Raw genomic sequence first — 24,650 nt, 5'->3', positions numbered from 1 at the left:
ACGCGCCGGGGCGCGCGGATCGCCGTGCGGATCAGTGCGCGGCCGCGATCGCACGCTCGAGTGCGCGCGCGGCGCTCAGGTGCGCCTTCAGCGTCGGCAGCGCATTGACCGCGAACGCGCGAAGCTGCGGGTCGTGGCCGTCGCGCGCCTCGGCTGAGTAGAGCCGGATCGCCGCGTCGTGCGCGTTCGGTCCCGCCAGCTCGATGTACCCCTTGTCGAACGCATGGCCATTCTTGCTTCGCAGCGCATTCACCGCCGGATCGACCAGCATCCGCGTCTGCACGGGCAAGCCCTTTTGCGTGCCGAGCCGGCGCAATTCCGCGGTCATGCGAACGTGATCGTCGATCATCCGGCGCGCGAAGGCCTTCACGCGCGGATTCGACGACCGGTCGAGCGCGAGCTGGCTCGCCTGCAGCTCCGTCTTGCCGACGATGCCCGCCTTATCGATGAATTCGGCGTCGATGCCGCTCGGCCGCCGCGTCATGTCCGCCTCGTCGGCGGTCGGGCCGGGACTGACGACGCCCGGCGCGACCTGAACGGACGATGCCGGCGGCGCCTGCGCATGCGCCGGCGCGAACGCCGGCACGCGCAACACCGCGAGCGCACCCGATCCCAGCAGGCACACGATGGCGGCAACCGCGGTGGCTCGGCGGAGATTCCTGTCGCTCGTTTTCATCCGGACCTCCGTATCGGTCGACGGATCGGCCCTGCCGAACGCGGCAACCGGCCCGTCATGCGGGACGATGCGCGGACGCGGGAAATCGGTCCACGCGCCTTTGCTCCATGCACCCTCGACACGCTCGATCCACAATGCGGCGGTTACCCGCAGCGTGCGCTCCGCGAACGTCGTGTCATACGTGACTTCCCGCGGATCCGCAGCCTGTCGCACACACCGCGCGAACGTCGATGTTGGGCACGACCCGAATCGCCGTCGCGCGTCGCCGCTCGTCGGGCACGCTGCCCGTCGACTCGGCCTGCCGCCGATGCTGTCGCGCCGGGCAAGGTTCGATCCCTTCATCGTGCCGCCTGGCGCGGGATGCGGAGGCCGCCGCGCGTCAGCGATGCCGCTCGGCGCTCGACACGTCGACGATGACGCTGGCCAGCGTCGGCATGTCGACCGGCTTGCACAGATACGCGTCGAAGCCGGCGGCCATCACGCGGTTCCGGTCCGCCGCACCCGCATGCGCGGTCACCGCGACGACGGGCAGGCGCCCGCTGCCGTTCGGCAAATGGCGGATGTGGTCGAGCAGCCAGAAGCCGTCGCCGTCCGGCATCGCGAGATCCGACAGCACGACGCTCGGGTGCTGCCGCGCGACCACGTCGAGCGCGTCGCGCCCCGATTGCGCGGTCGACACCTGCGCACCGAGCGTTTCGAGCGCCGCCGCGAGGCTCGCGCGCGACGTCGCATCGTCATCGACCACCAGCACGCGCCGGCCGTCGAGCGCGACCGCCGCCGACGCACCGCTCGGCCGTAACGGCTGGCCGTTCGGCATGTCGGCACCCCAGTCCACCGGCAGCATCACGGTCACGGTCGTGCCGCGCCCGGCGCCATCGCTCGCAGCCGTCACCTCGCCGCCATGGAGCCGTGCGATGTTGCGCACGATCGACAGGCCGAGTCCGAGCCCACGCTTGGGCGAGGCCGACGCGCCTTCCGGCCGGTTGAACGTATCGAACAGATGCGGCAGGCGTTCCGCCGAAATGCCTTGGCCGGTATCGGCGACCGACAGCCGCACGCGCGCGCCGGCCCGGGTCAGGGACACCTTGATGCTGCCGCCCGGCGGCGTGAACTTGATCGCGTTCGACAGCAGGTTCGACAGCATCTGGCGCACCCGCTCGCCGTCCGCGGAGATCACGCAGTTGGACATCGCGCACGCGATCGACAGTTCGAGACCGTTCGCCTCCGCCGTCGCGCCGAGTTCGCGCACCGCCTCCCGCACGACGCGCACGAGATCGACGGGCGCGCGCTCGAGCCGCATCCGCCCCGTCGCGAGCGACGAGGCGTCGAGCAGGTCGCCGACCATCCGCGACAGCGAGCGTGCGCTGCGGTCGATCGCATCGATCGCCTGGTGAGCGAAGCTCTGGCCGTCGGCGCTGCGCATCACCTCGACCCAGCCGTAGATCACGTTCAGCGGCGTGCGCAGTTCATGCGATACGGTGGCGAGCAGTTCGTCCTTCAGCCGGTTCGACTCGTCGGCCTGCACGCGCGCGTCGCGCGCACCGCGTAACGAACGCAGGTTGCGCCGCTCGCTTCGGCGGCGATCGCGCGCTTCGCGCAGCGTCATCGACATGCCGGTGCAGTTGCCTTGCGCGTCGACGATCGGCGCCGCCACGAAGGTCGCGCGAAAGCGGCCGCCGTCGTGGCGCAGGCACAGAATGTCGAGCGGGCCGGCGGGGGCGCGCGCGTTCGCGAACGACGTGGGGACCGGATGCAATCGCAGCCAGCGCGGCGCGATCAGCGTCGTGACGTCGTGGCCGATCACCGCCGCGGCATCGATGCCGAACAGGCGCCGCGCGGCCGGGTTCCAGCTCGTGATCCGCCGGACCGCATCGACGCCGACGATCGCGTCGGGCGACGCATCGACCACGCGGCGTAGCAGGATGTCGTCGAGCGAGCGCGCCGCGGGTGCCGGTTCGCGGCGCGGCACGCGTGCGTCGTTTTCCTCCACATCCTCGGCCCCGCGCAGCCGATCGTTTGCGAGCAGCGGCTTGACGACCATCACGAGCACGCATTCGACGAAACCGATCGCGACGAAGGCGCCGGCCTGCGCGAGCAGCGCGGGCAGCGTCACCTCGCGCCAGCCCAACGCGCCGATCACGACCGCGCTCGCGGCGATCGCGGCCAGGCCGCCGCCGAACGACGTCAGCCAGGCCGCAGCCGCAACACCGGCGTAGAAAGGCAGCTGTGCAAACGGTGCATGTACGCCGACGACGTGCATCGCCCACGCCTGCAGCGCGGACGCCACCCCGACGGCCAGCACGACCCATGCGCCCTGCCGGAACAGTTCACGGGTATGGATCCTCATCGTGTCCCTGCATCGCCCCGGCGACCGTCGCTCGACGGCTCCCGCCTCGGCGGTCGGCATGTGCCGTCGAGCGTTCGGGGGCGAGCCCAAGGGCCGGCGCAACGCGCGTACCCGCGGCACGGCCGCGCGGCGGCTTCGCGGCGCGGCGCGCTGCGCGTGCCGCCGCGCCGCGTCGCTCGGCCGCCCTGCCGCGTTTGCGCGGAACGCGGGCGCTGCCGACTTGCGATTTTTCATCGGTCGGCTGCAAAAAAGCATCGACACGCGGTGTCGGCTGCCGCCTGTCGGCATCGTGCCCCCGTGATCGCGTATTTCTTCGATCCCCGCACCGGACATTGTAAATTTCTAAATCGCGGCACCTTCCGTGCGGTTTCGCTGTCGATGATAGATATTGCAATGAAGGGAACGTGCGGTGCCGATTTTCAAAACGGCCCGCCGACGCTTATGGCTGAATCCGCAAACCGTCCGAAGCAAGGCGCCGACCCGCGCCGGCTGTCCGGCCGCTCCGCGGCGATGCGCACGCTGCTCGGCCGTATCGAGAAAATCGCTCCGACCCGCGCCAGCGTGATGATTGCCGGCGAAAGCGGGGTCGGCAAGGATATCGTCGCGCGCCGGCTGCACGACCTCAGCACGCGACGCGACGGGCCGTTCGTGCCCGTCAACTGCGGCGCGATTCCGGCGGACATCGCCGAAGCGCAATTGTTCGGTCACGAAAAAGGCAGCTTCACCGGCGCGATCGCGCAACGGGAGGGGTTTTTCGAAGCCGCGTGCGGCGGCACGCTGTTGCTCGACGAGATCGCGGAGATGCCCGCGTCGCTGCAGGTGAAGCTGCTGCGGGCGCTCGAATCGAACACGATCGTGCGGGTCGGCGGCACCGATTCGATTCCGCTCGACGTGCGCATCCTGTCGGCGACCCGCCACAATCCGGCCGATGCCGTGCGCGACGGCCGGCTGCGCGAGGACCTGTTCTACCGCCTCGCCGCGTTCGCGCTGTATGTGCCGCCGCTGCGCCAGCGCAGCGGCGACGTCGAGGCGATCGCGCATGAGTTCGTCGATGCGCTCAACGCGCGGCACCGCTCGCACAAGCGGCTGACCGACGCGGCGATCGCCGCGCTGCGCGCCTATTCGTGGCCGGGCAACGTGCGCGAGTTGCACAACACGATCGAGCGCGCGTACATCCTCGCGGACGACGGCATCGACGTCGCGTTGCCGAGGCCGGCAGCGCCGCCCGACCACACGTCGGACGACGCGATGGCGCTGCCGCTCGGCGCGACGCTGCACCATGCGCAGCAACGTTTCATCGCGGCGACGCTGCAGCACTTCGACGGCAACAAGCCGCAAGCCGCGAAAGCGCTCGGCATCAGCCTGAAGACGCTCTACAACCGGCTCGCGCTGATGCGCGACGACGGCCGCCCCTGAGCGCCGCCGCGCGCCGCGGCGCGCCCTGCGTCAACCGGCGCAGGTCATGCGACCTTGAACTGCCCGACCGTCGTCGCGAGCGCGTTCGCCTGCGTCTGCAGCGCGGTCGCGGCCGCGGTCGACTGTTCGACGAGCGCCGCGTTCTGCTGCACCATTTCGTCGAGCTGGGTGACCGCGCGGTTCACTTCCTGGATGCCGCGCGTCTGCTCGTTCGCCGCGTGCGTGATCTCGGAGATGATCGTCGTCACGTTGGCGACGTTCGACACGATCTCGCGCATCGTCTCGCCGGCCTGGCGCACCTGCCCCGACCCGGCCGACACGCTCGCCACCGTCGATTCGACCAGCACCTTCACCTCGCGCGCGGCCTGCGCGCTGCGTTGCGCGAGACTGCGCACTTCCTGCGCGACGACCGCGAAACCGCGGCCCTGCTCGCCGGCACGCGCCGCTTCGACGGCCGCGTTCAGCGCGAGGATGTTGGTCTGGAACGCGATCCCGTCGATCACGCCGATGATGTCGCCGATCCGGCCCGACGCTTCCTCGATCTTCTCCATCGTCGACACGACGTCCGATACGACCACGCCGCCGTGCGACGCGATCCGCGACGCCGCGGCCGCGCGTTCGTCGGCCTGGCCGGCAGCGGCCGCCGACTGGCCGACCGTCGCGGTGATTTCTTCCATCGACGCGGCCGTTTCCTCGAGGCTCGCCGCCGCCGATTCGGTGCGCGACGACAGGTCCTGGTTGCCCGCGGCGATTTCGTTCGCGGCCGTGCGTACCGATTCGCTCGCGTCGCGGATCTGCCGCATCACGTCGTTCAGCTTGTCGACGAAACTGTTGAACGAGCGCGCGATATCGGCCACCTCGTCGCGGCCGTCGGCCGGCAGGCGCTGCGTCAGGTCGCCCGTGCCCGAGCCGATCGACGCCATCGCCTGACGCACCTGAGACAGGCGGCGGAACGCGGTCGTCGTGATCGCGCCGACGATCAGCGACGCGACGCCGACGATCACCACCAGCGTGATCAGCGACGCGGTCAGCAGCGAGCGCATCCCGGCCGTCGCTTCCGATTTGTCGAGCAGGACCAGTGCGTACCAGTCAGTGCCCGGCACGGCTTGCGCGCGCACCAGCTTCGCGTCGCCGCCGACGTGCACTTCGACCGGCGCGCTCGACGCCGCCAGCGTCGCGGCGCCGATGCCGCCGAGATCGGGCGACACGTCGGCGACCGGCTTCAGCGTGAGCTTCGCGTCAGGATGCGCGACGACGTGGCCGCTGCTGTCGATCAACATCCCGAAACTCGCGGGCGTCGGGTGGATCGACTTCACGTTCGCGATCACGCTGTCCATCGCGACGTCGGCGGCGACGACGCCCTTCAGCGCACCGTCGCGCAGGATCGGCACCGCGAACGTGACGACCAGGTTGCCGGTGCCCGCATCGACGTACGGCGGCGTGACGACCGGCTTGCCGGCCTGGGCGGCCTGCTTGTACCACGGACGGCCGGTCGGGTCGTAGTCGGGCGGGATGCCGGTCGGGTCGGAGAAATGGAACACCTTGTCGGCATAGCCCGCATAGACGTTCGTGAAGCCGCCCGCCGCGGCCATCTGCTTGAACACCGGCAGCGGATCGGGCGACAGCGCGGCGTCCTGCAACGACGCGATCATCCGGCTTTTCGTCGCGACCCAGTCGCCGATGCCGACCACGTGGCCGCTCGCGACGGAGGTCAGGTTGCGGTCTATCGCGTCGTTGTTGTACGCGCGTGCGATGAAGTAATTGATCAGCGTGGTGGCGACGAGCGCGAACACGACGATGGCGACGCACGCGGCGAGGATGCGGGTGCGGATGGACGAGAACATGGCAACGACTCGGTAAGGGAGCGCGAACGCCCGGTGGACGAATTCACCGGGTAAACGGCATCCGCGCCGCTTACTTGAGGCCGTTGTGTCGATTCGGTCAAATATATGAAGAAAGGCGCGACCGGCAGGCAGGCGCGTTGTCGGTATGCAGGCGTGCAGCGGTGCCGGTGCCGGAGGCGCGCGCGGCGCTCAGGGGCCTTCCGCTGTCATGAGGCACCGCGGCGCCGGTCGCGCCGATCGTCCCTTACAGACGGCGGCCGGTACGCGTATCCGGCTCGTCGCGCGGCGTACTGGCCGGCGTGTCGCGCTCGAGTTCGTCCTGCCTGCGCATCCGTTCGCGCAGGTGGCGGATCGCGAACACGTGGATGTAATCGTGCACGCGGGCATCGGACGACAACGCTCGCACTTCATCGTCGAGCATCGTGCGCAACTGATCGGCGCCGATCGCGCGCTCTGCGGCGACGGCCTTCAAGGCATCAAGCAAATTGTCCTGTGACATCGACGGGCTCCTGACGGTCGAGGAACGAAAGGAAAACATGACGCTATCGGAAGATTAAAGGCTGGACAGCCGCCCGGCGTACGATGCGCCGAAGCGTGGTTGCGCGCGATCAACGGCACCTTGCGTGCCGCCGCGCCGATCCGTCGCCGGACCGGCCCGCGCGCAGGATTCGCGGCGCCCAGGCCCGCGAACGACTGGAAGGATTGCCACGCCACCCCGAGGCGCGGCACCGTGCGATCGCTCGGACGATGAACCGTCGCGCGATGCCGATGCAGTGTGGGACCTTAGACCCGCGAAAGTCCTGCGTCAAGCGACGCGCGACGGCCGCAATTCGTCTGTTCGAATGCACCGGATCGGGGCGCCGCACATCGCGCCTGCCCGCCTGCCCGCCTGCCCGCCTCGCGCCGCAGCGGCGGCTCGCCGGTCCGACGTGTCAGCGGATTCCGATACCTCGCACGCAACGTCTGACAGCGACTTCAGCACGCACCGATTGGCAGCGCGGTCTCCGCGGCGGATACTGATGTCATGAACGACGCGTTCATACCCGGTCATCGCTCAGCCGGCCCTCGAGCCGGCACGCGGGGTCGGGCGCAGGGAGACCCATCATGATTCATCGCAACTTCCCGGCGCGGGACGGACATCGGCGCACGCGCATGCTGGTCACGACCGCCGTGCCGGCCGCAATACGCCCGCCGGAAGATCTCGACGCGTTGCTCGCACTCGCGCGCGAATCGGGCTTGCTCGTCACGCTCGACGGGCAGATCGGCCGCGAAAAGTACCAGAGCGTCGCGGGATCGGTGCTCGCGCTGCAGCGGTTCGCCGCGGCTCTCCGCGCGCGGGCCGGTGCCGGCGCAACGGTCGTCGTGAGGCAGCGCCGCAAGACGCGCCCCGGCTGGCCGCGGCTGCGCAATCGCACGCCTGGCGGACGAGGCCGACTGCATGGCGTGCGTCGCGGTGCATGCGTATGCCGCGACGCGCACCGCCAGCGCGACCTGCGAGCGCCTCGCGCCGCGTAAAGGCCTGAACGCGGGGCCTGAACGCAGCCGACGCCGCACGCGGCCGCGTGAGGGCTGCGGCACCGCGCCGGGCGCGCAGCGCATGCCGCGATCCAGACCGACTCCGCGATCGCGCGATCGCGTGGCATCACGCGCCGTTCCACACGGCGACATCGACGAAGACAATACCTGCGAGGAAAAGAGTCAGCACGGGGCCAGGAAAGCGGACGGGGTGCAATGCACCCCGTCCGTTATCCAAGGCAGCCGCCGGCTGCCTACCCTCGTGCCAGAGAGTTCGTGATCGGCCGATGCGCGATGCGCTGCGCGGCACGGCTCAGGAAATCGGCTGAATCGCAACGGCGTCGGACATGCGCCGGTTCGCGCGGTTCCGGACCGACGTGTCGAATCGCGACGTCGGGTACGGACGACGGACCATCCGCCGCATGCACACGCACCTCGTGCGACTATCTCATGCAAAACGCGCGACGTTTCTGATGCAGGTCAATGAAAGTCCGCTTCGCATTCGTCGCAGCGCAATCCTCACGCGGCCTCGCGCACGAGCAGCACCGGCACCTGCGCGAGATGCGCGACCCGGCGCGCCACGCTGCCGATCAGCCAGGCCGCGATGCCGCGCCGGCCGTGCGTGCCGACCACCAGCAGTTCCGCATGCCAGTGCACCGCGTCGCGCATCAGCGCATGGGCGACGTCGTCGCTGGTCGGACGGGTTTCGACGATGCCGCGCTTGGTCGGGTTCCCCGTTGCATGGAACAGCGGACCGATCCGCGCCAGCGCATCCTCGCCCTCCGCGCGATACGCATCCTCGAGCGCGCGCACCGGCACGAGATCCGTCAGACGCACCGCGCGATCGACGACATAGGCCGCGTACAGCAGCGTCGTCGGCACCGCGAAGCCGAGCCCGACGCGCACCGCGTGCAGCGACGGCTCGCTGCCGTCGACCGCGAACATCAGGCGCTGCAGCGGCCCGTCCGACGGCCGCACATAGTCGGCGGGCACGATCAGCAGCGCGCAGCGCGCGCGCGCGGCCAGCGTGTCGGACACCGCCCCCTCGACGAGCCGCAGCAGCCCATGGTGCGGATTGGCGCCGACCACGAGCACGTCGGCGTGCCATGCCGACGTGTCGTTCGCGAGCGCATCGGCCACCGTGCCGCCCGTGAGCGACGTATCGATGATCATCTGTTCGATCCCCACGCCGCTGCCGGCGAACAGTTCCGCGATGCGTTCGAGCGTCGCCTGAGCTTCACGCGTCATCTCCTCGCGCGCGGAGGTCAGCAGCGCGTCGACGCGCGGGATGTCGGGCAGCACGAGACGCGGATTGTCGATCGCGCAGACGATGCGCACCTGCATGCCGGGACGCAGCAGCGTGCGCGTGTAGCGCGCGGCGGACAGCGACTCCGGCGTCAGATCGACGGCCAGCGAGATCCGCGCGAGCGGCGGGATGGTCGGGGTGGACTGCATGGCGAAAGCCTCCTTGCGGACGCGTCGTCGCGAACGACGACCGGAGCTTCGCGCGGGCAGCGGCGAACGACGAACGGCGGACGGACGGCCGACGCGGTCGCGCGGATCGGCGGACGGCCACGCGAAGCGCGGACAAGCGATTCAGACAGCATATGTCGTCCGGCCCGCACGTGCATGATCGCGATCAATACCCGTGCGGGCCGCGATGCGCCGCGCACACCTGTGCGGCGCGCGGCGCGGCGACTTTCGGCCGCTTGGCTTACGACTTCGTCGACGCGGGCGCGCTCGACCGGTTCGCATGGAACACCGCGTATGCGATGCCGAGCAGCACGATCCAGACCGGGCCGATCACGAGCGCGACGCGCGTATCCGGCGAGAACGCCATCAGCACGACGACCAGCGCGAGAAACCCGAGTGCGACGAACGAGCCGAGCGGATAGAACGGCACGCGGATCGGCAGGCGCGCGATCCTGTCGGCCGACAGCGTGCGGCGAAAGCGCATCTGCGCGATCAGGATCACGCACCACGTCCAGATCGCGCCGAACGTCGACACCGACGTCAGCCACGTGAACACGTGCTGCGGCGCGAGATAGTTGAGCAGCACGCCGATCAGCAGCAGCGCGACCGACACGGCTACGCCGTACACCGGCACGCCGTTGCGATTCACGCGGCCGAGCATGGCCGGCGCCTGGCCCTGCTGCGCGAGGTTGTAGAGCATCCGCGCCGTGCTGAACAGGCCGCTGTTGCACGACGACAGCGCCGCGGTCAACACGACGAAGTTGATGATGCCGGCGGCGGCCGGGATCCCGAGCCGCGAGAACGTCATTACGAACGGGCTGCCCTGCGTGCCGATCTGGTCCCACGGATAGAGCGACATGATCACGAACAGCGCGCCGATGTAGAAGATCAGCACGCGCCAGAACACCGAGTTCACCGCCTTCGTCAGCGACTTCTCCGGATTGCGCGCCTCGCCGGCCGTGAGGCCGAGCATCTCGACGCCGAGATACGCGAACATCACGATCGGCAGCGCGCCGATCACGCCGTCGATGCCGTTCGGCATGAAGCCGCCGTGGGCCCACAGGTTCGAGATGCCCGTCGCGACGCCGCCGTTACCGGTGCCGAACGCGATCATGAGGCCGCCGCCGACGATCATCAGCACGATCGTGACGATCTTGATCAGCGCGAACCAGAACTCGAATTCGCCGTACAGCTTGACCGCGATGAAGTTCACCGCGCCCATCGCCGTGAGCGCCGCGAGCGCCCAGATCCAGTTCGGCACGCTGGGGAACCACATGTGCATGTAGACGCCCACCGCGGTGATTTCCGCCATGCAGGTGACGATCCACACGAACCAGTAGGTCCAGCCGGTCAGGTAGCCCGCGAGCGGGCCGAGGTAGTCGCGCGCATAGCGGCTGAAGGCGCCGGCGACCGGATTGGTGATCGCCATTTCACCGAGCGCGCGCATGATCAGGAAAATCGCGATGCCGCCCAGCAGGTAGGTCAGCAGGATGGCCGGGCCGGCCGTGCGGATCGCGGCGGCCGAGCCGAGGAACAGGCCGACGCCGATCGTCGCGCCGAGCGCCATCAGGTTGATGTGCCGCTCTTCCAGCCCGCGGTGCAGCTGGTCTTCTGGTTGTTTCAAGTCCGTCTCCTGGCAGCCGCGAACGGGCCGCCGTCATTGTCGATGTCAATGCGCGACCGTTCATGCCGATACCGGCAAACCGAAAACGAAAAATCCCCGCCGCCGTTTTCCGGATGAAAAACGCTGCGGATACTGCGTCACTCCGATTGGAATTACCGTTGATTATCGGTATTTTCCGGAACAATCCCGAAAAACGGATCTGGCCTTTCACGGAATACGCCCGTGCGGCCCGCGCGACACGGCTGTACGCGTGGCGGGCGGCAATGGGATCAATCGCTTTCGGCGCGAACGAACGCGCGTCGAATGTGCGCAATCAAGCGCACGCAATATGCAGGCGGGATTATAAGAATAATCGGATGTTTCGCGCCAGCCGATTTTCCCGGAAACGGGAAGCGTGAGATCGGAGGCGAAATCGGCACGTGCGCGGCATCCCGCGCACGATTTACTTCGATAACGGCCGGACTGTCGACCTTGTCGACACCCGTCAGGCTCGATCCGGTCGATGCAGCGAGATTACGATCGCCCCGCATCCGGGTTCGAGCGCCTGCCCCGCCCCGGTCACGATCACGTCCGGGAATGCAGCGACTTCATCTCGCACCACGCCGAACACCGGTTTCGCGTCGCCAGCGCCGATTCCTTGCGGTACCGCCGCGTCAGTCCGAAACGCGCGCAGTCGATCGCTGCCGGCCGGCGCCAACGGCAATGACCGCGCCACCGAGTATCGCCATGCCGATCGAGGTCAGCGTCACGACGAGCGCAACGCGCCCGTGACCGGAGAAGAGCCCCACAAGCAGCCCGGCAAGCGGCTGCGTCGCGTTATTCAGCAGGACGATGACGCCCGTCGTCTTGCCATAGTCCCGAGGGGGAATGATGGCCTGCCGGGCGCTGCGTATGTACACGTTGAACATCTTGTCGAAACCGATGACCAAAAGGAAACCGGCGACGTACATCGCAATCGAGCCGGCCATGCCCATCGCGAGGCCGCCAGCCGCGATCGCGACGAATGCGACGATGCCGAGCCGCTCGCGCGCCACCTCGATACGCGCGACGAACAGCAGGATCGCGACTGTCGCGACGGCACCCGTGACCTGCAGTCCGGCATAGAAACCGCCGGACTGCCGAAACGCACCGGTGACCATCGCAGCCGACGTCGCAAGTGTCGTCCCGATCACGAGGTTTTCCGCCGCTGCGAGCAGGATCAGCCGCAACAGCCCCGGCAGCGTGACGACATGCTTCAGCGCCACACCGAACGGTGCATACCACGGCCCCACCGAGCGTTCCGGAGGCGCAACGCGTGCCGTGCTGGTCCGTTGGCAGACGAATGCCAGCAAATCCGCCGAGACAAACAGCAGCGCCGCGGAAGCGACAGCCCACTCCCAGTCGCGATACCCAAGCAGCGCCGCCGCGACGATCGGTCCAAGCACGACGCCCAGCTGATCGGCGAGCTGCGTATAGGACAACACTTTTTCGAAGCGCTGCTGCGGAAAGATCTGCGGCAGCAACACCTCACGAGCGACGAGACCTTGGCTCGTGAGTGCGCCGCATACGGCGGACAATGCGATCAGCCATCCGATTCCGCTCCAGGCGACATAGCCGGCGATGCCGATCACGCAAGCGACGGCCCGGCTGGTCTGGCTCGCTCGCAGCACGCGGATCGGTGACACACGGTCGCTCAGTGCGCCACAGACCGGAAAGGCGATGAATCGCGGGAACGCCTCGACGAAAAAGGCGAGCCCGGACCACGTCGCTTTCCGAGTGACCTGAAAGACGACGAGCGGCACCAGAAAGAGCAGCATCTGGTCTGCGAGCCGCGACAAAAAGAAAGAACCCAGAAAGGCCGGCTGATCGACGCGCATCCCGCGTATGCCCCTGCAGATTTATTCCACCTTCACGACGTTGTTGGCAAAGGGACTGATCCGCTTGGGCTGTTCGGGACCACACACGAATTGGGTGCACGCTTCGGACACTTTCCGTCATGAACGGAATCCCGCGCACGACTCACTTCGACAACGTCGCGCGCACCGTATATTCGCCTGCGAGCGCCGCATGTTCCGGCCGCACGAAATACCTCGATGAATCGAGATCGGCCGGCAGCGGCTCGACCGGATAGCCGTGCTTCTCCCACGCGTCGAGGCCGCCCTTCAGCGCCTTGATGTTGTGCAGCATCTTCTTGCGCTGCATCTTCGCGATCAGGCGCTTCGCGGTCGCCTCGTTCGGGCACACGCAATACACGACGATCGGCCGCTTCAGCAGCTCCGGATCCAGCAGGTCCGGCGAATCGAGATCGACCGGCACCGCACCGGCAATCCGGTACGGCTCGCGTTCGCGAATCGCGCGCGGCCGCGCATCGAAGATCAGCGGCGGCTCGTTCGACGTCATCATCTCGACGAGTTGCGGCGGGGAGATGCGCACTTGCGCGAGGTAGCGGCGGAACTGCACGCGGCGCACCCAGCGGTACAGCAGGAACGTGATGAAGATCGCGAGGAATGCGTCGAGGATCGTGCCGCCGCTCGCGCGCACCCACAGCACGAACTGGACGATCTGGTCGTGCACGGCCGCGCCGCCGATGAGCCAGAACGCGGCCCACAGCGACGCGCCGGCCAGATCCCAGAACAGGAACACGCCGACGCCGATCGCGGTCGTGCCGAGCAGCGGCGCCGACACGAGGCCGAGGCCAGGGAGGAATTTGGAGAGGACGAGCAGCGGCGCGCCGTATCTTTCAAATACATTACGCGCGAAGCGCAGCGTCGTGTCGAGCGACAGCGAGAATCGCACGAGCCCGTTCAGCAAGCGCCGGCCGCGCGTGCGGCCCATGAAGAACCACAGCGAATCGGCGAGCATCGCCGCGCCGATCGCCGCCACGAACATGCTCGCCCAGGACGCCTGCCCCATCGCCGCCATCGTACCGCCGAGGATCAGCATCGGCACGGCCGGCACCGGCACGCCGAGCTGCGTGATCAGTACGCTCGCGAACACGGCCCACGGGCCGAGCGACGAGGGAATCGCGATGGGAAAGTGCCACACGGCGGCGCTCCTGGAAGACATGCGGACCGTGCGACGGGGGCGGCCGTCGATACGGCAAGCAGCGATCGCCACGGCACGTCCGCGGCCGATCCTGCACCACCGTGCATTCTAAACGGGTTTGGCCGCGGCCGCGCGGAACGGCTGCCGTCGAAGGCGGCTCGGTGCGGCCGGCATGGCCGCCGGCACACTCATGCGTCGGAGCGCTGCGCGAGCCCCGCGACGTATTCCGCATACTCGGGGAATGCGGCGGCCAGCGCCGTCGCGTCCGCGAGTTCGAATTCCGCAAACTCGAACCCCGGCGCAACCGTGCAGCCGACGAGCGCGACGTGCTCCGGCGACGCGCAGCGCGCGCCGAACCAGCGCCCGGCCGGCACGACCGCCTGGAATACGGTGCCCGGGTGCGTGAGCGGGTTGCCGAGCCGGTGGATCGTCAGGCCGTCGCGCTCGTCGAGCACCCATACTTCGAGCGGATCGCCCGCGTAGAAATGCCAGACCTCGTCGGAACGGATCCGGTGCCACGACGAATACGCGCCGTCGCACAACAGGTAGTAGATCGCGGTCGACGCCGCACGCGACGCGCCGTCGGCCGGACGCACGACCGTATCGGCCGCGCGGTAGGTTTCTCGGAAATAGCCGCCCTCGGGGTGCGGTTGCAGATCGAACTGTTGAATCAGGTCGGCGGCGGAGATCGGCATGGCGGATGACGTCGATGAAGGAGTGAACCGGACACGCAACGCGCGGCCCATCCGATCGACGATGCGATCGACCGGCGGCGCGTGCCGCTGCGTCGATCGCCGCGGCCATGCACGCGGCGACCGGGTCGCGCGCGGAACGCGGCGCGCGACGATGAAGCGAACGCCGGTCGATGCTGCCAGAAGTGCAGGCCACGATGCAACCGGCGCGACGTGACACCGCCGTTGCGGCGCAGCGTATGCGCGGTATGGCGATCGATGCAACGGACGAACCATCGAACCCACATCACGCCGGCGCCCGCGCGGCAGCCCCTGCCTGCCGCCGCTCACGCGTCGGTGCCGTACCGCCCCGTCACGCGGTCGCCGCCGCGGCCGGCTCGTCGTGCCGCACCAGCAGCACGGGCCGGTCGGCCGCGCGCAGCAGCGATTCCGCGACACTGCCGAGCAGCAGCCGGCGCAGGCCGTGGCGCCCGCTCGTCCCCATCACGATCAGATCCGCGCCGACCTCGGCCGCCGTGCGCATCAGCACTGCGGCAACATCCTCGCCGTACGCGTCGATCGCGCGCACGGTGCCCGCCACTTGCCGCTGCGCGAGCGCCGCTTTCGCGTCGTCGAGCACGGGTGTCGCCGCAGCGGTTGCCGCCGCGTCGCCATCGCGTTCGGCCGCAAATCCCGCATCGACGTCGACGAGCTGCGGCCGGTGCTCGACGACATACGCGCACGTGACCTCGCCGCCGGATGCCGCCGCGATCCGGATTGCCTCGTTCAGCGCGAGACGCGCACTCGGGCTGCCATCGAGCCCGACGAAAATCCGCTTGTACATGGTCCACCCTCCGACCGGGCACCCGTCGCGCATCGCGCATACGGCGTCCCCGTCACCGCAAGCCGGCCCGATGCCGGCTCGCCTGCCGAACAGTCTGCCCCACGTGCCGACGCGCCCGTTGACGCGCGTCAAATGCGGCCGGGACGCCCGCTACACCGCCCGGCTATCTCATTTTTAGCTGACCCTATTACAAAAAACGCGTAAAACGCGCACAATTTCATCTTGAAAATAGACGTCGCACGCGGCCGGTGCGAGTTTTTCCCGGTTTTTCCCGGTTTTGCCGCGCTGCCCGCGTGCCACGGGCGGCCCCGACACCAGAATGGCCATCGAATGACCACCGCCAGTGGAACCCCGTCGCGTGACGCCCGAGGGCCCGCGCGTTTCCAGATCATGTTACGCCAGCCGCTCGCGGCTGGCGTCGTTACGCTGTTCGCCGGCGCGGCGCTGTCGCTCGGCGTCGCGCTGCTCGTGCGCGAGCAGTGGCAAGGCGCCGTCCATACGCGCTTCGAACGCCGCACGACGCACGTGACGGCGATGCTGCGCCACGAGCTGCAAGGCAGCGTCGCCGTGCTCGAAAGCGCGCGCGGCGCATTCGCGCTTGCGCCGCAGATCACCGCCGAGCAATGGCGCCGGTATGCCGACACGCTCGATCTCGACAGCGGGCGTTCGCCGATCCGGCAGCTCGGCTATGCGCCGCTGTCGACCGCGGCGCGCAGCGCCCTCGCCGGCCACGCGCCGATACCAGCCGGCCCGCTCGCGGTGGCCACGCTCGTTGCGCCGGCATCGAGCTCGGCCGGCGTGCGCTTCGGCGCGCCGGACCAGGCTCCGCTGGCGCACGCGCTGCGGACCGGCGATATCGCGCTCGGCATCCATCCGGCCGACAACGATACGTCCCGCGATGCGCGCACCCTCACGCTGTTCGTCCCCGCGACGGCTTCGTCGCGCACGGCCGTCGCCCATGACGCCGGCGCGGACGGCGTGCTGTTCGCGGAAGTGAGCCCGAATCGCCTGGTCGAGCGCGCGCTCGACGCGGAACGCGGGCTCGACCTTCGGATGAGCGCGGGCGACGATCCGCACCCGATCGCGAGCGCCGAGACGACGACCGACGAAGCCTCCGCGTCACCCGACTTGATGCGGCGCACCGACCAGCTGAATTTCGGCGGAACCGTGCTGAAGCTCGCCTATTCCGCGGACGGCCGCCCGAGCGCGACCGGCGCGCAGCGCGCGGCCGGCACGGTGCTCGCCGCGGGGCTGATCGCGTCGTTCGCGTTCGCGGCGCTCGTCCATGCGCTGCTGCGCGGCCGCGCCGGCCACGCCGATACGGGCGCCAGCAGCCGCGGCATCCTGAACGAGGCGCGGATGATGGGCATCATCCGTTCGTCGATGGAAGCGATCATCACGATCGACGAGAAGCAGACGGTGGTGATCTTCAACCCGATGGCCGAACAGGTCTTCGGCGTGTCGGCGATGGAAGCGATCGGCGCGCCGCTGTCGCGCTTCATCCCCGAGCGGTTTCGTGCCGCGCATGCCAAGCACGTCGACCAGTTCGGCGTGACGGGCGTGTCCGAGCGACAGATGGGCCGCCAGCGCGTGCTGTTCGGGCTGCGCGGCAACGGCGAGGAGTTCCCGATCGAGGCGTCGATCTCGCAGATCCGCGATGCGTCGGGCAAGCTCTATACGGTGATGCTGCGCGACATCACCGAGCGGCAGCGCGCCGAGAATGCGCTGAAGCAATCGCGCCAGGAGCTGCGCGAACTCTCGGCGAACCTGCAGAACGTGCGCGAAGAGGAAAAAACCCGCATCGCGCGCGAACTGCACGACGACCTCGGCCAGCAACTCACCGCGCTGAAGATGGACCTGTCGGTCATCGAGCAGCAACTGCGCACGCCAGAGCATGCGCAACCCGAAGTCGGCGTGCTGTCGCACCTGCAGGGCATGCGCCGGCTGATCGACGCGACCGTCGCGTCGGTGCGGCGCATCGCGGCCGACCTGCGCCCCGTGATGCTTGACGATCTCGGCCTCGTGCCGGCGATCGAGTGGCTCGCGAACGACTTCACGAACCGCTACGGCATCGACGTCGAGCGCCACATCGAAACGGGCGGCCTCACGTTCACCAGCGCGGGGGCGACCACGCTGTTCCGGATCGTCCAGGAAGCGCTGACGAATGTCGCGCGCCATGCGGACGCGACGCGCGTCGCGCTGCGCCTCGACATCGAGGAAGGCTTCTGCGTGCTGCGCGTCGCGGACAACGGCCGCGGCGCGGCACCGGTCGGCACCGCCCACGAGGACAAATCTTTCGGCCTGATCGGCATTCGCGAACGCGCACACATGCTGGGCGGCAGCGTGACGATCGACACCGCGCTCGCGCGCGGCTTCTCGATTACCGTCGCATTCCCGCTCGGTTCCGTACAACAGGAAACCACCCTCACATGATCAAGGTGCTCATCGCCGACGACCATACGCTCGTGCGCGACGGTCTGCGGCACATCCTCCAGAACGCCACCGGATTCGAAGTGGCCGGCGAAGCATGCGACGGAGCGTCGACGATCGCGCTCATCCGGTCGACGCCTGCGCAGGTGCTGGTGCTCGACCTGTCGATGCCGGGCCGCAACGGCGTCGAACTGATCAAGCAGATCAAGGACGAGAAGCCCGCGCTGCGCGTGCTCGTGCTGACCATGCACGCGGAACAGCAATACGCGGTGCGTGCGTTCCGCGCCGGTGCGTCGGGTTATCTGACCAAGGAAAGCGCGAGCGCCGAACTGGTCGGCGCGGTGACCAAGGTGGCGTCGGGCGGCGTCTACGTGAGCCTCGCGATGGCCGAACAGTTCGCGCAGAGCCTGAACGAGCCGGCCGAGACGCTGCCGCACCAGCGGCTGTCCGATCGCGAGTTCGACGTGTTCCGCCGCATCGCCGCCGGGCAGACGCTGACCGAGATCGCGCAGGCGCTGTGCGTCAGCGCGAAGACGGTCAGCACCTACAAGACCCGGATCCTGGAAAAGATGCAGATGCCGCACGAAGCGGCGCTGGTCCGCTACGCGCTGCGGCACAAGCTGCTCGACGAAACGGACGACGTCTAGGCGAACGGGCCGGCGAACCATGCCGGCCGCGCGACGTGCGCTATAAGCTGGCCGGACGTCGCGCAGCCGTTACTTCGCCGGCACCGGGCACGCGAGATCGCCTTCCTCGCAGGACAGATAGCCCTTCAGCGTCTCGGTGCGGGTCTTGGTCAGATCGTCGAGGCAGGTCGACACGACCATCGGATAGGCGCTGCCGCCTTCGGCATTCGCGCTGGAGAAGTTGCATTCGGCATCGCGGTAGGCGATCCACGCGCGCTGCGCGTTCACGAGTTTCTCTGCGAGCGGCTTCGCATCGCGCAGGCGCGCGGTGACAGCCTGGTAGGTGCGGTTCAGCTCCGCGTCGGATTTCTTGTACGCGCGATCGGCACATGCCGTCATCGCCGCCTGATCCGTCGCGTCCGCGCAATTCGCCTGTGCGTGGGCAAGGTTCGCCGTCAGCGCCAGCGCACACAGCAGACCGGTCAAGACACGCATGGATGCTCCTGTTTGTTTTCGTTGAAGTCGTGGAACGTGATGCCGGGCTTGCCGCCGCGCCTCGGCGCGCGGCGTCGCAGGCCGGCCGGCGCTACCCCATTCGCCGCGGCTGCGGCTACGGTAGCGTGGCGATGCCGACCGGGATGCTAGCGCACGCGCGGCGGATTGTCAGCCGGCGCCACGCTTGGCCGCGCACGCAAAAAAGCCCGCACTCGACATGAGTGCGGGCTTTTCGATACGGCTTTGCCGGCGGCCCGGAGGCCGCGCGGTGAACGGCTTGCTCAGTGACCGAAGTACACCGACGAACGATCGGCTGCGGCCGGCACGGTCACGCGCTGGCCCGACTGCGACGTCGCCGCCGGGTTCGCGCCGTAGCCCGTTGCATCAGCCTGCGCACCGGTGTTCTGGGCTGCCGCGATCTTCGCCTGTGCGGCCTGGATGTTTTCCGGATAGTTGATCCAGTCGTTCGGGTTGTAGCCGGCCTTTTCCAGCTGGGCCAGTTCGGCACGCACTTGCGCGCGCGTCAGCGGCTGCTGGTTCGATTGAGCGAACGAGACGACCGGTGCGGCCACCAGAGCGGCCAGTGCAACTGCCTTGATCAGCGATTTCATGATGCGTTACCTCCAGATTTGTCTTGTCAGGCGCTTCGGACTGGGTAGTCGTTGCGCATGAGTGAAAGTCTAGGCGGCACGACTATCAGGGTAAATACTTAAATCGCAAATTCACTGTTGACCGAAACCGTACAATTGCCGCGCATTCGATCGAATCATCAGATGATTATGGCCGCATCCGCAGCCAATAGGCTCTGCGCGCACTCGCCCGGCTCGCGCGGTGCGGATCGATTCACCGGGCCGTGGACGACCGCCCAGCGGTTGCCACGTTTGCCCCGCTTCTCCGTTCGACACCTCAGCGGACCTGCTCCGCCTCCACCGCCCCCGACGACAGGTCGAACAGCAGCGCCTTGAGGCGCATCCGGTCGGCGGCAGCGACTTCGTCGAACGCCGCGTGGTGAAGCGTCCAGCCCGACCCGGCCGGATCGGCATGCACCGCACGCACCGTCCCGTCGAGCGTCAGCAGCGCGACACGGTCCTCGTCCGCATACGGCAACTGCACGCGCAACGGCTCGCCGGCCGCCGCGAGCGGCCGGTCGACCGCGATCGACAGTCCGTTCAGGCTGAGATCGCGCACGATCCCGATGCCGTCGGCCTGCGCCGGCCCGCCGGTGCAGCGGGCCGCGATCCGTACCGGCACGCGCGGCTCCGCGCGCGTGCGCAACCGGTCGACGAAGCCCGGCGGCGACAGCACCATGAACGGCGCGGCGCCCGTCGCCTGCACCGCTTCGACCGTCGCACCGAAGCGCGACACGGCCGACCGGCCGATCGCGACCGCCTCGACGTCGTCGCCGCGGGCAAACTCGAGCACGACCGCCGGCTGCGGCTCGACGAACAGCGCGCCCGATGCGCCGACCCCGATCAACCGGCAGCGCTGCAGCACGCGGGTCGCGCCGACCCGCCGCCGGATGCCGATCGCGGCGCCGGCCGACAGCCCCATGCGCGTGGCCGCCGGCACGGTGTCGTGCGCCGGCGCGGCAGGCTCGGCGTCATCGCGCCGGCGCACGGGCCGGAAGTGATCGAACAGGAAGTCATGCTGCGCGGGATCGCGCAGCGTCGTGCCGGCGGGCAGCAGCGCGGCGCCGCCGGCATCGTAGAGATCGAAGCCGAGCGGGACGCCGGCGGAGATGTCATCGCGCGCGAGCGCGACGTGATCGGTGATGAGCCGCATCGGAAAGGCGCGGAGCGACCGCGCGAGCTGTCGTGACAACGTTATTACGGCAGCCTCGCGCGAAATCTGAACGGCTCGTTACTCCGAACCGCTGGTCGCGTCGGGTGAAGCCGGTGTCGGCGCCGGCGCCGGCGTAGCGGAAGGCGCGACGGCCGGGGCGGAGCCGAGGCCGCCCCCGGCGTTGCCCGGGCTCGTCGCATTGCCGCCCGTCGCCGGCGGCTGCGCGACCGGCGGTTGCGACGCCGACAACGCAGCGGCCGATGCCGCCACCTCGGACGCGGGCACCCATTCCTCGACGATGCCGCCGGATGCCGCCTCGGGCGCCGACGCGCCGGATGCGGCCGACGCCGCGGCTGCGTCCGCCTCCGGCTCGCGCTCGATACGCTGCGTCCTGACGGGCGCCGCCGCCTGCTTCGGCTCGGGACCGAACCAGCCGTCGACCAGGTCCGTCACCCGTTCACGCACCGAAGCGAACCAGCCGGGCGACGGTTCGGTGTCGAATTTCAGCTTCGTGTCGACGATCCGGGCGCGTTGCGCGCGCTGGAAGAAGTCGCCGACGATCGGCAGCGCGCTGTGCGCGCCTTGCCCCCAGTAGTCGCTGCGCAGCGTCACGCGGCCGTCGTCGAAACCGACCCACGCGCCGGCCACCAGCCCGGGCTGCATCAGGATGAACCAGCCGTCCGCGTTGTCCTGCGTGGTGCCGGTCTTGCCGGCCACGTCGCCGCGAATGCCGAAGCGCGTACGGATGCTGCTGCCGGTGCCGCGCGTCACGACGCCGCGCATCACGTCGAGCAGCGTCTTGTCGGTTTCGGCGTCGAGCGCGCGCTCGGGCGGCGCCGGCGCGTATTCGGCGAGCACCTCGCCCCGGCGGTTCTCGATGCGCGTCACCATTTGCGGCTCGACGTACAGCCCGCCGTTCGCGATTGTCGCGTACGACGCGACCATCTCCTTCAGCGTCACAGGGCTCGTGCCGAGCGCAAGCGACGGCACGCGCTCGAGCGGGCTTTCGCGCACGCCCATGTCGCGTGCGAACCGCGCCACGGCCGCCGGACCGACCTTCTCCATCACCTGCGCGGTGATCCGGTTGCGCGACAGCGCGACCGCGTCGCGCAGCGTCATCGGCTTGCCCGTCGGCGGCGCGTCGTCGTTCGGCCGCCAGATCTCGCCGCCCTTCAGCGGAATCTCGACCGCCTGGTCGATGAAGGTGTCGTCCGGCTTCATCCCGTTCGCGAACGCGACGCCATAGACGAACGGCTTGAAGGTCGAGCCCGGCTGACGCCGCGCCTGCGCGACGTGATCGAACGGCTCGTTCGTGAAGTCGCGGCTGCCGACCCACGCGCGAATCTGCCCGTCGCGCGGATCGATCGCGACGAAGCCGGCCTGCACGTCGGTCTTCGCCTTGCACAGCGCGCGCATGAAGCCGCGGTCGGCGGCGAGCTGCTTCATCGCGGCCGCATCGTTCTTGCCGGCGTCCTGCGCGGCCTTGTATTCGGGCGACTCGCGCATGAAGGTGCGGAACACCTCGTTGTCGGTGCCGCAGCCGTCGCGGCCGCTCCACGCATTGTTCGCGATGCCCTGCAGCTGGTTCGCCTGTAGCGTCAGCGCCTGGGTCGCCATCTGCTGCAGACGCGAATCGATCGTGGTGCGCACGATCAGCCCGTCCGAATAGATGTTGTAGTCGTTGCGGTCGGCCCAGCCGATCAGCCATTTGCGCAGTTGCTGCGCGAAGTGCGGCGCGGGCCCCGGCGGCTCCTTCTGGCGCTCGAAGTCGATGCGCAGCGGCCGGCGCTGCAACTGCGCGAACTGCGCCGGCGACAGCTTGCCGTACTTCACCATCTGGCCGAGCACCGTGTTGCGCCGCTGCAGCGCGCGCTCGGGATTCAGCACCGGGTTGTAGTAGCTGTTGCCCTTCAGCATCCCGACGAGCGTCGCGCTGTCGAGCACGTCGAGCTCGTCGGCCGACTTGTCGAAATAGGTGCGCGCGGCCATCTCGACGCCGTACGCGTTGTACAGGAACGGCACCGTGTTCAGGTAGGTCTCGAGGATCTGGTCCTTGCTGTAGACGGCCTCGATCTTCAGCGCGGTGATCGCCTCCTTCATCTTGCGCGTGAGCGTCGGCGCGCGGCCGATCTCGTCCGGATACAGGTTGCGCGCGAGCTGTTGCGTGATCGTCGAGCCGCCCTGGCGGCTGCCCGAGAACGTATGGAGCGCGGCCGACGCCGTGCGCTTCCAGTCGAGACCGTGATGCTCGTAGAAACGATGGTCCTCGGTGGCGATCAGCGCATCGACCATGTGCGGCGAGATCTGCTTGAGCGACACCCATTCGCGGTTCGACGGCTTGAATTCCGCCAGCACCTTGCCGTCGGCGGACAGCACCTGCGCCGGCTGGTCGACGCGCGCCTTGCGGATGTCGCCGATGCCCGGCGTGAACGGAATCAGCACCAGCACGTACAGCAGGAACAGCGCGGGCACGGCGGCAGCCGCGCGCAGCACGCCGCGGCGCGTCGGATGACGGAGATGGTGCCAGGCGCTGGCCAGGACACGCTTGACGAGCACGGCGGCAGCGGCCGCGACGGGTTGGGCGCGCGCGACCCATTTGGCACTGAGGTCACGCACTGACGACACGTTTCGGCGATTCACGCGGGTGGGGGATCTGCTGGAAAGGCTGCATCGTACCAAAACTCGCGCGGCCCACCGGCCGGCGGCCGTCCCGGGCCTGCGCGAACGGCGTCCGGGCGTGCGTTTTTACAACAAAAAAGGCGCGCGCCCCGCAACGGGGCCGCGCGCCAAGCCTGGTACAACGGTGCCGTGCGCCGCTGCTCAGCGCACGAGAAAACCGTAGGTCAGCGGATCGCGCTCGTCGACGATCCAGTTCGCGAATCCGCAGATGTGCGCGCTGCCCTCCACTTCCGGGATCACGGCCGGGATGTCACCGACCGTCGTCTCGCGCAGCACGCGCCCCTTGAACACGGTGCCGACGATCGACTCGTTGACGAGCGTGTCGCCGGCCGCGAGCCGGCCGCGCAGGTACAACTGCGCGACGCGGCCGCCGGTGCCGGAGCCGGTCGGCGAGCGGTCGACCTCGCGATCCGCGAACACGCAGCAATTTGCCTGCGTCGAGCCCGGATGGCGCGGCGCGTTCGCGATGATCGTGCCGTAGATATGGTTGATCTCCGGAATCTCCGGATGCACGACCGGATATTTCGCGTTCGCGGCGGCTTTCACTTCGGCGCCGAAGCGGATCAGCTTCTCCACGGCCGCCTCGCGCACCGGCAGGTCGAACGGCGCGCCGTCGACGTAGAAATAGAACGCGCCGCCATACGCGATGTCGCCGGTCACGGTGCCGAACGACGGCGTGTCGACCGACACGTCGCGCTGCCAGATGAACGACGGCACGTTGACGAAGCGCACCGGCCCCGCATGCTCGCCGTCCCATTTCACGAACGCCTCGATGAAGCCGCATGGCGCGTCGATGCCGACGCGCGTCTCCGGCACCGTGCGCTGCACCCAGCCGAGCTCGACCGCGGCGGTCGACAGCGCGATCACGCCGTGCCCGCAATGGTCGCTGTAGCCTTCGTTGTGCACGAAGATCACGCCGAAATCCGCGTTCGGCGACACCGGCTCGGTCAGGTAGCCGCCGTACATGTCGGCGTGGCCGCGCGGCTCGAACATCAGCGCGCGGCGGATCTCGTCCGCGTTCTCCTTGAGCCATGCGCGGCGCTGGACGATCGTGTCGCCGGGCAGGCGCGGCAACCCGCTCGTTACGATGCGGAACGCTTCGCCGCCGGTATGGACTTCGACGGTGGAAAGGGATCGGGAAATTTTCATGAAGATCGAATGCGTGAAGACGAACGACGGCGCACCGGCGCCGTCGTTCCGGTAA

The 24,650-nt window shown here is 68.8% G+C and carries 20 protein-coding genes; 5 read left to right on the top strand and 15 right to left on the bottom strand.

The window, feature by feature from the left end:
* Positions 1 to 31: 31 nt before the first annotated feature.
* Both DID99_RS01375 and DID99_RS01370 read right to left on the bottom strand, forming a co-directional pair.
* Positions 32 to 676, bottom strand: a complete 645-nt coding sequence (locus tag DID99_RS01375) for a DUF4142 domain-containing protein (protein WP_124665984.1) — start codon at positions 674 to 676, stop codon at positions 32 to 34.
* Between the two features lie 379 nt (positions 677 to 1,055).
* Positions 1,056 to 3,023, bottom strand: coding sequence for an ATP-binding protein (locus tag DID99_RS01370; protein WP_124665900.1), 1,968 nt, complete (start codon positions 3,021 to 3,023; stop codon positions 1,056 to 1,058).
* Positions 3,024 to 3,401: 378 nt separating this feature from the next.
* Between DID99_RS01370 and DID99_RS01365 the strand changes: the two genes are divergently transcribed.
* Complete coding sequence (locus tag DID99_RS01365; RefSeq protein ID WP_124665899.1) at positions 3,402 to 4,439, top strand: sigma-54-dependent Fis family transcriptional regulator; 1,038 nt, start codon at positions 3,402 to 3,404, stop codon at positions 4,437 to 4,439.
* 44 nt (positions 4,440 to 4,483) lie between these two features.
* Here the strand turns inward: DID99_RS01365 and DID99_RS01360 are convergent, their stop codons facing one another.
* Both DID99_RS01360 and DID99_RS01355 read right to left on the bottom strand, forming a co-directional pair.
* Positions 4,484 to 6,283, bottom strand: coding sequence for a methyl-accepting chemotaxis protein (locus DID99_RS01360; RefSeq protein WP_124484850.1), 1,800 nt, complete (start codon positions 6,281 to 6,283; stop codon positions 4,484 to 4,486).
* A 244-nt stretch (positions 6,284 to 6,527) separates the two neighbouring features.
* Positions 6,528 to 6,782 (bottom strand): DUF3562 domain-containing protein, encoded by a 255-nt coding sequence (locus DID99_RS01355; RefSeq protein ID WP_124484851.1) that lies wholly within the window; start codon positions 6,780 to 6,782, stop codon positions 6,528 to 6,530.
* Between the two features lie 605 nt (positions 6,783 to 7,387).
* Here DID99_RS01355 and DID99_RS01350 point away from each other — a divergent pair.
* Positions 7,388 to 7,798, top strand: a complete 411-nt coding sequence (locus tag DID99_RS01350) for a hypothetical protein (RefSeq protein ID WP_124665898.1) — start codon at positions 7,388 to 7,390, stop codon at positions 7,796 to 7,798.
* A gap of 519 nt (positions 7,799 to 8,317) precedes the next feature.
* On the opposite strand, the gene DID99_RS01345 is transcribed toward DID99_RS01350, so the two are convergent.
* The 5 genes from DID99_RS01345 to DID99_RS01320 form a co-directional block, all read right to left on the bottom strand.
* Positions 8,318 to 9,253 carry a universal stress protein gene (locus DID99_RS01345; protein ID WP_124519574.1) on the bottom strand — a complete coding sequence of 312 codons (936 nt, stop codon included), beginning with the start codon at positions 9,251 to 9,253 and terminating at the stop codon, positions 8,318 to 8,320.
* A gap of 259 nt (positions 9,254 to 9,512) precedes the next feature.
* Complete coding sequence (locus tag DID99_RS01340; protein ID WP_124665897.1) at positions 9,513 to 10,895, bottom strand: amino acid permease; 1,383 nt, start codon at positions 10,893 to 10,895, stop codon at positions 9,513 to 9,515.
* Positions 10,896 to 11,548: 653 nt separating this feature from the next.
* Positions 11,549 to 12,751 (bottom strand): MFS transporter, encoded by a 1,203-nt coding sequence (locus DID99_RS01330; protein ID WP_124665896.1) that lies wholly within the window; start codon positions 12,749 to 12,751, stop codon positions 11,549 to 11,551.
* A 142-nt stretch (positions 12,752 to 12,893) separates the two neighbouring features.
* On the bottom strand, positions 12,894 to 13,919 hold the full coding sequence (locus DID99_RS01325) for a DedA family protein/thiosulfate sulfurtransferase GlpE (RefSeq protein WP_124519578.1): 1,026 nt from the start codon (positions 13,917 to 13,919) through the stop codon (positions 12,894 to 12,896).
* Positions 13,920 to 14,107: 188 nt separating this feature from the next.
* Entirely contained in the window at positions 14,108 to 14,614 is a 507-nt protein-coding gene (locus DID99_RS01320; RefSeq protein ID WP_124519479.1) for a cupin domain-containing protein, read from the bottom strand.
* Between DID99_RS01320 and DID99_RS01315 the strand changes: the two genes are divergently transcribed.
* Positions 14,613 to 14,828, top strand: a complete 216-nt coding sequence (locus DID99_RS01315) for a hypothetical protein (RefSeq protein ID WP_124665895.1) — start codon at positions 14,613 to 14,615, stop codon at positions 14,826 to 14,828. The two genes, DID99_RS01320 and DID99_RS01315, sit on opposite strands and share 2 nt — an antisense overlap.
* Positions 14,829 to 14,963: 135 nt before the next feature.
* On the opposite strand, the gene DID99_RS01310 is transcribed toward DID99_RS01315, so the two are convergent.
* Positions 14,964 to 15,434, bottom strand: a complete 471-nt coding sequence (locus tag DID99_RS01310; RefSeq protein WP_124484858.1) for a universal stress protein — start codon at positions 15,432 to 15,434, stop codon at positions 14,964 to 14,966.
* A gap of 390 nt (positions 15,435 to 15,824) precedes the next feature.
* Here DID99_RS01310 and DID99_RS01305 point away from each other — a divergent pair, with 390 nt between their 5' ends.
* Both DID99_RS01305 and DID99_RS01300 read left to right on the top strand, forming a co-directional pair.
* The gene (locus tag DID99_RS01305) at positions 15,825 to 17,867 is read left to right on the top strand and encodes a PAS domain S-box protein (protein ID WP_124519582.1); all 2,043 of its coding nucleotides are present in this window, start codon (positions 15,825 to 15,827) and stop codon (positions 17,865 to 17,867) included.
* Complete coding sequence (locus DID99_RS01300; RefSeq protein WP_124484860.1) at positions 17,864 to 18,511, top strand: response regulator transcription factor; 648 nt, start codon at positions 17,864 to 17,866, stop codon at positions 18,509 to 18,511. The genes DID99_RS01305 and DID99_RS01300 overlap by 4 nt, the downstream gene beginning before the upstream one ends.
* Before the next feature lie 69 nt (positions 18,512 to 18,580).
* On the opposite strand, the gene DID99_RS01295 is transcribed toward DID99_RS01300, so the two are convergent.
* The 5 genes from DID99_RS01295 to lhpH form a co-directional block, all read right to left on the bottom strand.
* The gene (locus DID99_RS01295; RefSeq protein WP_124484861.1) at positions 18,581 to 18,985 is read right to left on the bottom strand and encodes a lysozyme inhibitor LprI family protein; all 405 of its coding nucleotides are present in this window, start codon (positions 18,983 to 18,985) and stop codon (positions 18,581 to 18,583) included.
* 281 nt (positions 18,986 to 19,266) lie between these two features.
* Positions 19,267 to 19,596, bottom strand: a complete 330-nt coding sequence (locus DID99_RS01290; protein WP_124484862.1) for a DUF4148 domain-containing protein — start codon at positions 19,594 to 19,596, stop codon at positions 19,267 to 19,269.
* Positions 19,597 to 19,891: 295 nt separating this feature from the next.
* Positions 19,892 to 20,767: a PilZ domain-containing protein gene (locus DID99_RS01285; RefSeq protein ID WP_124665894.1), complete on the bottom strand. Its 876-nt coding sequence runs from the start codon at positions 20,765 to 20,767 to the stop codon at positions 19,892 to 19,894.
* 78 nt (positions 20,768 to 20,845) lie between these two features.
* On the bottom strand, positions 20,846 to 23,392 hold the full coding sequence (locus DID99_RS01280) for a penicillin-binding protein 1A (RefSeq protein ID WP_185733717.1): 2,547 nt from the start codon (positions 23,390 to 23,392) through the stop codon (positions 20,846 to 20,848).
* A 195-nt stretch (positions 23,393 to 23,587) separates the two neighbouring features.
* A complete protein-coding gene (lhpH, locus tag DID99_RS01275; protein WP_124484865.1) occupies positions 23,588 to 24,595 on the bottom strand; it encodes a trans-3-hydroxy-L-proline dehydratase in 1,008 nt (335 codons plus the stop codon).
* Positions 24,596 to 24,650: the final 55 nt, after the last annotated feature.

The sequence above is a fragment of the Burkholderia sp. Bp8986 genome (assembly GCF_003854225.1).
Classification (GTDB): Bacteria; Pseudomonadota; Gammaproteobacteria; order Burkholderiales; family Burkholderiaceae; genus Burkholderia.
This window is presented reverse-complemented; position numbering and strand designations above follow the sequence as displayed.